Here is a 10,365-nt window from a genome sequence, read left to right on the forward strand (position 1 = left end):
CCATGCTTGACCTGATCCCCTTGCCTGAGAGCTGGCTGCACGGGCTGCTGGGGCAGCGGTTTGCCGTGGCCACCATCGTCTCTGCTTCCGGTTCGGTGCCCCGCCCGGTGGGCACGTCCATGCTGGTCAGCGGCTCGGGGGCTGTGCTGGGCAGCCTCTCGGGCGGCTGCGTGGAGGGCGCGGTGGTTGCGCTGGCGGAAGAAGCCATGGACGACGGCGGCCCCCGGCTGGCAACGTTCGGCTTCAGTTCGGAAGACGCCTTCGCCGCCGGGCTCACCTGCGGCGGCGCACTGGAGGTCCATGTCCAACCTGTGCCCGGCGCCGTGCCCGGCGAAACCGTGCATCCCCTGCGGGCCGCCCTGCTGCAACTCGCCGGACTTGGCCCGGGCGAACCCGTGGCGCTGGTACGGCTGCTGGACGGGCAAGGGGGCGGCGCCGTCGTGCTTTCCGATCCGGCGACTGTCCGCGCGGGAACATTCCCCAAACTGGCACCGATGCTGCACGGGGAGCCTGCCCTGCAGGTGGAGTCCCTGGTTCGCAGCGGCGGCGCGGGTGTGGTGCGGCCGGCCGGGGAAGGCAACTGCCTCCCCGGCAGGCTGGGCCAGTCCCGCCAGCCGGAGGCCGACGAACCCATAACCGACGCTCGAATGTTCCTTGTGGAGTCCCGGCTGGCCCCGCCACGGATGCTGGTGTTCGGCGCCAACGATTTCGGCGCAGCGCTGATCCCGGCGGCGAAGCTGCTGGGCTACCACGTGACCCTCGTCGATGCCCGGCCGGCCTTCGCGCATCAGCCCCGGTTCGCTGCCGCCGACGCGGTGGTCACCCAGTGGCCGCACCCGTACCTGGCGGCAGAAGCTGCGGCGGGCCGCCTGGACAGCCGCACCGTGGCGGCCGTCCTCACCCACGATCCCAAGTTCGACCTCCCGCTCCTGGAAGCAGCACTCGCGCTGGACCTGGCGTATATCGGCGCCATGGGATCGCGGCGCAGCCACCTCCAGCGCGTGGAAGGGCTCCTCAGTGCTGGAGTCCGGCCGGAGCGGATCGCCCAGCTGCATTCACCGATCGGCCTGGACATCAATGCCGTTACCCCGGCCGAAGTGGCGGTGTCCATCACAGCCGAACTTATCGCCGCCCGCTCCCGGACCGCAGGCTGCACGCCGCTCCGGGACCTCTCCGGCCCCATCCACCAATCCGCGCCGCCGGCGCCCACAGACCTCATCAAGCAGGAGATCGCATGGACATGAACACCATCGAGGCGGTGGTCCGCACCACCGACCCCGCGCAATGGCGCGACGGCGACGCCTGGCTGGCCGGCGGCACCGTCCTCTTCTCCTACGGCAGCTACGCCTTCGGGCCGCAGCCGCTCAAACGGCTCCTTGACCTGGGCGAAGCCGGCTGGGAGCCGGTCACCGTCACCGATGACGGGATCGAGCTTTCCGCCACCTGCACCATCGCCCAGCTGTACAGCCTGCCCGGTTCGCCGGAGCTGTCCGGCCGGACCTGGCCCGCGCTGGACCTGGTCCGTCCGTGCTGCGATTCCTTCGTGGCCTCCTTCAAGGTATGGAACATGTCCACGGTGGGCGGAAACCTCTGCACGTCGTTGCCCGCCGGTCCCATGATTTCGCTGTGCGCGGGGCTGGACGGCACCGCCACCATCCTCGCTCCGGGCGGCGGCAGCCGCACCGTCCCGGTGGCGGATTTCGTCACGGGGGACGCGGCGAACTGCCTGGCACCCGGCGAGCTGCTGCGCAGCGTCCACCTCCCGGCGCCGGCCCTGTCCTCGCAGGTGGCCTTCCGCCGCCTGTCCCTCAGCAACCTCGGCCGGTCCGGGGCGCTCCTCATTGGGCGGCTCGACGGCGGCACCTCCCTTGTCCTGACGGTCACCGCGGCCACCAAGCGGCCCGTGCAGCTGCGCTTCGACGGGATGCCGGACGCTGACCGGCTCGCCGCAGCCATCGGAACCGCCATCCCCACCGACCTTTACCACGACGACATCCACGGATTGCCGGCCTGGCGCCGTGACATGACCTACCGGCTGGCCGAGGAAATCCGCGCCGAACTCGCCGCCCCTGGGGAAGAGCCCGGGCCGGGGGTTTCCGGCGATTTCTGGCCACCCGCGCACCGCGGCACCCATGCCCAGCAACTTAGCGCACAGCAGGAAGGGGCCTGAGCATGGCCATCGAGATTAACGGAACGCTTGCCGAAGCCGCGCCCCGCCCCGGGCAGTGCCTGCGGACCTTCCTGCGCGAGCAGGGAAACACGGGAGTGAAGAAGGGCTGCGACGGCGGGGACTGCGGCGCCTGCACCGTGCACGTGGACGGAACGCCCGTCCACAGCTGCATCTACCCGGCGGTGCGGGCGGAGGGGCACGCCGTCACCACCATCGAGGGACTGGCTTCTGCTGCCGGCGCTGCCGGGCTGCACCCGGTGCAGCAGCAGTTCCTGGAACGCCAGGGCTTCCAATGCGGCTTCTGCACGGCGGGCATGGTGATGACTGCGGCCACGTTCGACGACGGCCAGAAGGAGAACCTGCCCCGGAACCTCAAGGGCAACCTCTGCCGGTGCACCGGCTACCGGGCCATCGCCGATGCTGTGTGTGGGGACGCCGGCCATCCCGATCCGGCCGGGCAGGGCTCGGGCATCGCCGGGCCCGGGCAGCCGGAGCCGGAACCGGGCCAACTGGGCGACGACGTCCCGGCCCCTGCCAGCCGGGCCGTCGTCACCGGTGCGGCCCGCTACACCCTGGACCTCCCGAAGGACCAGCAGCAGGCGCTGCTGCACCTGAAGATCCTGCGCTCGCCGCACGCCCATGCCCGGGTGCTGTCCATTGACTCCGATGCGGCCCTGAAGGTGCCCGGTGTGGTGGCGGTCTTCACCCATGAGGATGCGCCGGAGCAGCTGTTCTCCACGGCCCAGCATGAGCTTTTCACCGATGACCCGGACGACACCCGGGTGCTGGATGACGTGGTGCGCTTCCGCGGCCAGCGGGTGGCCGCCGTCGTGGCCGAATCCGTTGCTGCCGCGGAAGCCGGCGTCCGCGCCCTCCGGGTGGAATACCAGGAACTTCCGGCCGTTTTCACGCCCCAGGACGCCCTGCTGCCCGGTGCGCCGCTGGTCCACGGCGGCAAGGACGGCACCGTTGCGCGCATCGCCGGGCCGGACCGGAACGTGGTGGCCGAACTGCACTCTGAGCTGGGAAGTGTCGCTGGCGGCTTCGCTGCGGCGGACTTCATCCATGAGCAGACCTACCGCACCCAGCGGGTCCAGCATGTCGCCTTGGAAACCCACGCCGCCATCGCCTCGGTAGACGCCGAAGGGCGCCTCCAGGTCCGCACCTCCAGCCAGGTGCCATTCCTGGTCCGCCGCACGCTGTGCCGGGTGTTTGGCCTGGACGAGGACAAGGTGCATGTGGTGGCCGGACGCGTAGGCGGCGGATTCGGCGGCAAGCAGGAAGTGCTGACGGAGGATCTCGTGGCGCTCGCGGCCCTGAAACTGAAGCGGCCGGTCCAGCTGGAATTCACCCGGACGGAGCAGTTCACCGCCGCCACCACCCGGCACCCGTTCACCATCAAGCTGAAAGCAGGCGCTGCCAAGGACGGCACGCTGACGGCGCTGGAACTGGACGTGGTCACCAACACCGGCGCCTACGGCAACCACGGCCCCGGCGTGATGTTCCACGGTTGCGGCGAGTCGCTGGCGGTGTACAACTGCGCCAACAAGAAAGTGGACGCGCATTCGGTCTACACCAACACCGTTCCTGCCGGCGCGTTCCGCGGCTACGGGCTGAGCCAAATGATCTTCGCCATCGAGTCCGCCATGGATGAGCTCGCGGCCGGGATCGGGATGGACCCGCTGGAGTTCCGCCGCCGGAACATGGTCCGCGAAGGGGACCACATGCTGTCCACCCAGCCGGACCCGGAAGAGGACGTCCACTACGGCAGCTACGGGCTGGACCAGTGCCTTGACCTGGTGCGGGATGCCCTGGACCGCGGCAAAGCCCGCTACCGGGAGGCAGGCCTGGATGACCTTGGCCCGGACTGGATGGTGGGGGAAGGAGCGGCCCTGTCCATGATCGACACCGTTCCGCCCAGGGGGCACTTTGCCCATTCCCACGTCCGGCTCCTGCCGGACGGAACATACCAGGCCGACGTCGGGACCGCCGAATTCGGCAACGGCACCACCACGGTGCACGCCCAGCTCGCTGCCACCGCACTGTCCACGGAGGCGTCCAAAGTTGTGGTGCGCCAGTCGGACACGGACCTGGTGGAGCACGATACCGGCGCGTTCGGGTCGGCCGGCACCGTGGTGGCCGGCAAGGCGACCTTGGCTGCGGCGGAGGAACTGGCCGTGCGGATCCGCGCCTTCGCCGCGGGGATCCGGCAGACCCAGGCCTCCGCCTGCGTGCTGGACGGCGACGCCGTGGTGATCGACGGAACTCCCGTGGCACTGGCTGAACTGGCGCAGCAAGCCGCAGACGCCGGCGTCGAACTCGCCGCCGAAGGGCGATGGGGCGGCACGCCGCGCTCCGTGGCGTTCAACGTGCACGGCTTCCGGGTGGCGGTGAACCGCGGCACCGGCGAGCTGAAGATCCTGCAAAGCGTGCAGGCGGCGGACGCCGGCGTGGTGGTCAACCCGCGGCAGTGCCGCGGCCAGATCGAGGGCGGCATCGCCCAGGCCATCGGCGCCACTCTCTACGAGGAAGTGGTAGTGGACGACGCCGGGAAGGTCACCACGGACATCCTGCGCCAGTACCACATTCCTACTTTTGCGGACGTCCCGCGCAGCGAGGTGTACTTCGCGGACACCAATGACAAGATGGGGCCGCTGGGTGCCAAATCGATGAGCGAAAGCCCCTTCAACCCGGTCGGGCCGGCTCTGGCCAACGCCATCCGGAACGCCACAGGGGTGCGGTTCGCCTCGCTGCCCATCGCGCGGGACCGGATCTACCTGGGCCTCAAGGAAGCGGGGTTGATGCCCAAGCTGGAGCACGTTCTTTCCTGAGAAAAAACTGTGCAACACGGGGTCAGATTGGCTGCCCACTGCGGGCCGATCTGACCCGGCTTGCATCGTTGCATATAGTCGGGGGATGGAACAGCGGATTTTAGGCAAGACCGGACGGAACGTCTCCATCGTGGGGCTGGGGACGTGGCAGCTCGGCGCGGACTGGGGCAACGTGGACCCGGCACAGGCGCAGGCAATCCTCGCGGCTTCGGTGGAGGCCGGCGTCACCCTCTTCGACACCGCCGACGTCTACGGCGACGGCAAGAGCGAGCAGGCCATTGGAAAGTTCCTGGCGGACAACCCTGGCCTCGGCGTCACGGTGGCCACCAAGATGGGCCGCCGGATGGAGCAGCGCCCGGAAAACTACAACCTGGCCAACTTCCGCCAATGGGTGGACCGCTCACGCAAGAATTTGGGCACGGACACCCTTGACCTCGTCCAGCTGCATTGCCCGCCCACCGCCGTGTACAGCAACAACGAGGTGTACGACGCCCTGGATACCCTCGTGGCCGAAGGCGCGATCCGCAATTACGGTGTCAGCGTGGAGCGGATCGACGAGGCCCTCGAAGCCATCCGGCACGAAGGCACTGCGTCGGTCCAGATCATCCTCAACGCTTTCCGGCTGAAGCCGCTGGACGAGGTCCTTCCCGCCGCCAAGGCTGCCGGGGTGGGCATCATCGCCCGCGTGCCGCTCGCCTCCGGCCTGCTGTCCGGGAAGTACTCCAAGGACACCACCTTCGCCGAAAACGACCACCGCAACTACAACCGCCAGGGCGAAGCCTTCGACGTCGGCGAGACCTTCTCCGGCGTGGACTACGAGCTGGGCCTCAAGGCAGTTAAGGAGTTCGAGCAGCTGGTGCCTGCCGGTGCCACCACGGCGCAGGCGGCCATTGCCTGGATCGCCGCCCAGGACGGCGTCACCACCGTCATCCCGGGCGCCCGCAATGTGGAGCAGGCCCGCGCCAACGCCACCGCGGCCACGGTCAGCATCGGCAAGGAGTTCGACGACGGCGTCCGCTGGATCTACGACCACTACTTCCGCGAAACCATCCACCCGCGCTGGTAACAGCTCGCAAGTGACGGGCATGCGGACAGGGCCCGGCATCACAGCGTTTGTCGAGCGGTTGGCGGCGGTGGAGCTGGGGCCTGCCAGCACCAACTTCTTCAGCCATGCCGTTCCGGAGAATGCGCTGCGCCGGCACAACCTGGAACTCTATCTGCAGGAGATGCTGGACCGGCGGCCAAAAGTGTTGCTGGTGGGGGAGGCCCCAGGCTTCCGGGGCATGCGGATCACCGGGATTCCCTTCACTAACCGGACCATCATGGAAGGTCCTGCGAACAGCTTTGGACTCTTCGGACCGGGCAAGGGCTACGTGCTGCCGCCGGACGCCGCAGGGGTTCCAGCCGAGCCAACGGCAACGGTGCTGTGGCAGGTCCTGGCTGAGCTCGACTTCCTTCCGCTGCTGTGGAGCGCTTTCCCTTGGCATCCGCACCGCCCCGGGCTGCCACAGACCAACCGGACACCCAGGCCTTCCGAGACGAAGCTGGGGACGCCGTTCTGGCAGGAGCTGTCGGAGCTGTTCGGCATCGAGACCCTTGTGGCGGTGGGCAACGTGGCGCAGCACAGCCTGAAGCGCGTCGGCCTGGATGTTCCAAAGATCCGGCATCCCGCCCACGGCGGCCGCGCGGGCTTCAAGCAGGGGCTCGAGCAGCTGCTGGAGGGAAAGGTGCAGGCCTGAGCTGAACTCTTCACGGCCACAATGTCGGACCCCTTTGCCATGATTAGTTCATGGGGAAAGCGGCGGTGGAAAAGGCTTATGCGGATATCCATGCTGCCCTTGCTGTGCTTCATGCCGAGGTTGAGGGGTGCGGTTCCGAGACGTTTTCGGTGGCTGATCCGTTGGCTGGTTTGGCGGATGGTTGCCTGGATATTCTTGCCGGGGCCCGTGAGGTGGAGGCCGGGTTCGCAGGGTTGAAGGCGAAGGCTGCTGTGAAGTACGCGGAGAGTGCCCAGGCGGTTGCCGGGCCGGATGTGCCGGTGCAGGCGCAGGAGATGGCGGTCGCGGCGGAGATCGGGTGCGTGTCTGGCTCTGGGGCCGCGGGCTGTGGGGTCGTTCCTGGCCGCCTCCCACGCCCTGGTCAAGGAGCTGCCGCGGACCTTTGCGGCCCTGGAGGCCGGGGCCCTGTCCTGGCAGCACGCCTTAGTTATGGTGGACGAAACGGCGAGCCTTGATGCTGCCAGTGCCGCCGGGTTGGAGGGGCATTTCCTTGATCCTGACGCTCCGGACCCTGCCAGGGGATGCCTGGTGGGGCGGATGCCGGCGCACCGGTTCAGGACCAAGGCCAGGTCCTGGCGGGAACGTCATCATGCCGAGAGCATCGAAATCCGCCATGTCAAGGGGATCTTGGATCGGCGGGTGGAGTTCCGGCCGGACGATAACGGCATGGGCTGGCTGTCGGTCTACCTGCGTGCCGACCAGGCGCTGGCGGGGTGGAACCGGCTGACCGCCACCGCCCGGAGCATGCAGGGCCCGGACGAACATCGCAGCATGCCCCAGCTCCGCGCTGACGACTTCGCCGACGCGATCCTGGGCAGCGGTACGGCGGCCGGGGATGTTGAAGACGGTGAAGCAGGACATGTATCGTCGCCGCGGATCCGGGCCCAGGTGCTGGTCACGGTCCCGGTGTGCTCGCTGACGGGCCAGACGGATGAACCGGCCGTGCTGGACGGCTACGGGCCGATCCCGGCGTCGATGGCCCGGCAACTGGTCGCTAACGGCGCCGACTCGTTCTACCGGGTGCTCGTGGATCCCAGGGACGGGGCGCCGCTGGAGATCGGGCGGACCAGCTACCGGGTCACCAAAGCGATGCGGGCCTGGCTGCGGCTGCGGGACGGCAAATGTCCGTTCCCGGGGTGCAGCAACAATTCCATGGACAACGAAGCCGACCACATATTGGCTTGGGCCAACGGCGGCACCACCGGGGTCAGCAACCTGGGACAGCCCTGCCGCAAACACCACCGGCTCCGGCACACCACGGGCTGGACACCCACTCCGGCCAGCAAAAACGAGCCACCCGGCTGGCGTTCACCCACCGGCCGCCACTACATCAGCGAACACCAGGACTGGGAACCACCACGATGGCCCGAGGGACTGCCAGCCGGCGGCATCGACATCGTTCACCACGGCGGGTCGCCTTGGGAAGAGGCCCTCGCGCGGTTCCTGTACGCCCCCGCCTGACCGGCTTCAGATGCTGGTGGAGACCGTGCGCTAGTGGAGAAGGCCCAGTTGGTCCGGCGTATCCACGTCCTCGCCACTGGACTGGTCGCTGCAGTCCACCTCATCCACAAGCTCCGGACGGCTCCGCAGGAAGCCGCGTGCCCCGGCGTCGCCAGCGACTGTTGCACACACGGCCTCCCGCAGGGAAGCGTCGATAAGCAGTGGGTGCCCCCGGCGGAGGGTCGCCGCACCAGCGTCGCCGGAATCACGACGGCGGTACGCGGCGGCGGTGATCCGCCCCGGTTGGTGCCGGGCCAGCAGCCGTTCCACCGTTTCGCGGGTCAGCCCGGGTTGGTCAACGAGGGCGATCAGCAGGTGGTCTGCCGGATGGGCGGACTGGTTGCCGAGCAGGAAGGAACTGCCCATCCCTGACTCCCAGCCCGCGTTGGTCACCACCCGGAAGCTGCCCAGATTGGCAGCGGCCTCAACCTCCGACGCTCCAGCGCCAAGCACCACCACCACTTCCCGGCAACCGGCGTCAAGCAGTGTGTGGGCGATCGCCTCGACAAGCGGCCGGCCGTGGAAAGGCAGCAGTGCTTTGGGGCCGAGGCCCAGCCGGGTACCGGCGCCGGCAGCGAGGACAACGCCCGTCGTCCTGGGGCCGACCAACCCCACGGCGCCGTCGATTATCCTCATGGTTGCACTGTAGCTGCCCGTCGGAGGCAGACCCTACCCACCAAGTTCCCGCAACCGCGTCAGTGCGCGGACGGCCTCTGCCACGAGCTGTTCCACAATCGTCGCCGCCGGAAGGACGCTGGTGATCAGTCCGGCGGACTGGCCCGTGAACGGGACGTATTCTTCCATCCGGCCCTCCCGCATGCCGGCCGCGAGGTCTTCCTGGAGGCCTGTGGCCTGCCGTGCCGCCGCAGGCCGGTCGGTTTGCCACTTAGTGATGAAGGGTGTGCGCAGTGCGCGGGGAACCACGTCGAAGGCCCCGTTTGCCGGTTTGGGGAAGATGTCGTCCCAGACCTCCACTTTCACGGCATCCTGGGCATCGGCGGCAACCAGGGCCTGCTTCCAGCCGTCGCTGATCGACGCTTCCGCCGAAGCGAGGAACCGGGTGCCCATGTTCACGCCCTGGGCGCCCAGTGCGAGGGCCGCGGCCACACCCCTCCCGTCCGCGATGCCGCCGGCCGCCAGGACCGGCAGGGGGCTCACCGCATCCACCACTTGGGGCACCAGGACGAAACTTGAAACGATGCCGCCGAAGCCGCCTGCTTCTGTTCCCTGGGCAATGATGACGTCGGCCCCGCGGTCCGCCGCAAGGTGGGCCTGCCGGACGCTGTGCACCTGCTGGATGAAGAGGACGCCCGCCTCGTGCGCCCTTGTCGGAAGCTCCCCGGGATCGCCCAGCGCCAGGGACACAACCGGCGCACCCAGCTCCAGGGCCAGGTCGAAGGACTCGGGGTGTGCCTGGAGCCAGGGCTGGGTGAAGTTGACGGCAAAGGGCCGCCGGGTCTGCTCCCGGATGGTCCTGATGCCTGCCCGGAGGTCCTCGGAGGTGCGGAGGGCACCCCCGAGGCTCCCCAGGGCGCCGGCATTGGAAACGGCGGCAGCCAGCGATGCACCGCTGCCGAATGGCCCCATGCCCGCCTGCATGATGGGGTGCTCCACTCCGAGAAGGTCGCAGACGGGCGTTCGCAGCGTCGAGGCCATGAAGGCTCCTTTAACGGCGGGACGGCTTTACAGGGCCAGTACAGGACGCGCTGGCCCGCACGTCAATGGGCACAAGGTCCTGCTTGGCCCCTAACCGGTGGCTTAGGCGTCACCACCCGCCCCGCCGGTGGTGCCGGCGTTGACGTCCAGGAGCTTATAGCGGTCCATGGCGTACGACGGCGCGCCCTCCTGGATATCGCCCCTCGCCGCGAGCATTTGCAGCGCTTTGACGACGATGGAGTGGGTGTCGTTTTTGAAGAAGCGGCGGGCTGCTGCGCGGGTGTCGGAGAAGCCGAAGCCGTCGGCGCCGAGGGTGGCGTATTCGTTGGGGATGAATTGCCGGATCTGGTCGGGGACGGCTTTCATGTAGTCGGAGACGGCCACGACGGGGCCGGTGGCGCCTTCGAGTTGCTGGGTGACGAACGGGACC

8 protein-coding genes and 1 pseudogene are annotated in these 10,365 nt (G+C 68.6%); 6 read left to right on the top strand and 3 right to left on the bottom strand.

The features are described 5' to 3' along the window. Nucleotides 1-2 precede the first annotated feature (2 nt). The 6 genes and pseudogenes from AC3IMC_RS01945 (at nucleotide 3) to AC3IMC_RS01970 (ending at nucleotide 8,240) form a co-directional block, all read left to right on the top strand. On the top strand, nucleotides 3-1,244 hold the full coding sequence (locus tag AC3IMC_RS01945; RefSeq protein WP_490916754.1) for an XdhC family protein: 1,242 nt from the start codon (nucleotides 3-5) through the stop codon (nucleotides 1,242-1,244). Next, nucleotides 1,235-2,170, top strand: coding sequence for an FAD binding domain-containing protein (locus AC3IMC_RS01950; protein WP_490916755.1), 936 nt, complete (start codon nucleotides 1,235-1,237; stop codon nucleotides 2,168-2,170). The genes AC3IMC_RS01945 and AC3IMC_RS01950 overlap by 10 nt, the downstream gene beginning before the upstream one ends. A gap of 2 nt (nucleotides 2,171-2,172) precedes the next feature. Continuing rightward, entirely contained in the window at nucleotides 2,173-5,001 is a 2,829-nt protein-coding gene (locus tag AC3IMC_RS01955; protein ID WP_490916756.1) for a molybdopterin-dependent oxidoreductase, read from the top strand. A gap of 85 nt (nucleotides 5,002-5,086) precedes the next feature. Next, nucleotides 5,087-6,067, top strand: a complete 981-nt coding sequence (locus AC3IMC_RS01960) for an aldo/keto reductase (RefSeq protein WP_490916757.1) — start codon at nucleotides 5,087-5,089, stop codon at nucleotides 6,065-6,067. Between the two features lie 19 nt (nucleotides 6,068-6,086). After that, on the top strand, nucleotides 6,087-6,740 hold the full coding sequence (locus AC3IMC_RS01965) for a uracil-DNA glycosylase (RefSeq protein WP_490916758.1): 654 nt from the start codon (nucleotides 6,087-6,089) through the stop codon (nucleotides 6,738-6,740). Between the two features lie 50 nt (nucleotides 6,741-6,790). Beyond that, nucleotides 6,791-8,240, top strand: a pseudogene (locus AC3IMC_RS01970) (HNH endonuclease signature motif containing protein). Between the two features lie 30 nt (nucleotides 8,241-8,270). On the opposite strand, the gene nboR reads toward AC3IMC_RS01970, so the two are convergent. The 3 genes from nboR to AC3IMC_RS01985 form a co-directional block, all read right to left on the bottom strand. Beyond that, the gene (gene nboR / locus AC3IMC_RS01975; protein WP_490916759.1) at nucleotides 8,271-8,915 is read right to left on the bottom strand and encodes a nicotine blue oxidoreductase; all 645 of its coding nucleotides are present in this window, start codon (nucleotides 8,913-8,915) and stop codon (nucleotides 8,271-8,273) included. A 33-nt stretch (nucleotides 8,916-8,948) separates the two neighbouring features. Next, complete coding sequence (locus tag AC3IMC_RS01980) at nucleotides 8,949-9,935, bottom strand: NAD(P)H-dependent flavin oxidoreductase (protein ID WP_490916760.1); 987 nt, start codon at nucleotides 9,933-9,935, stop codon at nucleotides 8,949-8,951. A 102-nt stretch (nucleotides 9,936-10,037) separates the two neighbouring features. Next, a partial coding sequence (locus AC3IMC_RS01985) for a transketolase-like TK C-terminal-containing protein (RefSeq protein ID WP_490916761.1) occupies nucleotides 10,038-10,365 on the bottom strand: 328 nt, incomplete at its 5' end.

It is taken from the genome of Arthrobacter sp. E70, from assembly GCF_058266945.1.

Excerpts from the sequence above, each read along its gene's own strand:
- AC3IMC_RS01955 (WP_490916756.1), top strand. The coding sequence starts at position 2,173 with ATGGCCATCGAGATTAACGGAACGCTTGCCGAAGCCGCGCCCCGCCCC.
- AC3IMC_RS01980 (WP_490916760.1), bottom strand. The coding sequence starts at position 9,935 with ATGGCCTCGACGCTGCGAACGCCCGTCTGCGACCTTCTCGGAGTGGAG.
- AC3IMC_RS01945 (WP_490916754.1), top strand. The coding sequence starts at position 3 with ATGCTTGACCTGATCCCCTTGCCTGAGAGCTGGCTGCACGGGCTGCTG.
- AC3IMC_RS01965 (WP_490916758.1), top strand. The coding sequence starts at position 6,087 with ATGCGGACAGGGCCCGGCATCACAGCGTTTGTCGAGCGGTTGGCGGCG.
- nboR (WP_490916759.1), bottom strand. The coding sequence starts at position 8,915 with ATGAGGATAATCGACGGCGCCGTGGGGTTGGTCGGCCCCAGGACGACG.
- AC3IMC_RS01960 (WP_490916757.1), top strand. The coding sequence starts at position 5,087 with ATGGAACAGCGGATTTTAGGCAAGACCGGACGGAACGTCTCCATCGTG.
- AC3IMC_RS01950 (WP_490916755.1), top strand. The coding sequence starts at position 1,235 with ATGGACATGAACACCATCGAGGCGGTGGTCCGCACCACCGACCCCGCG.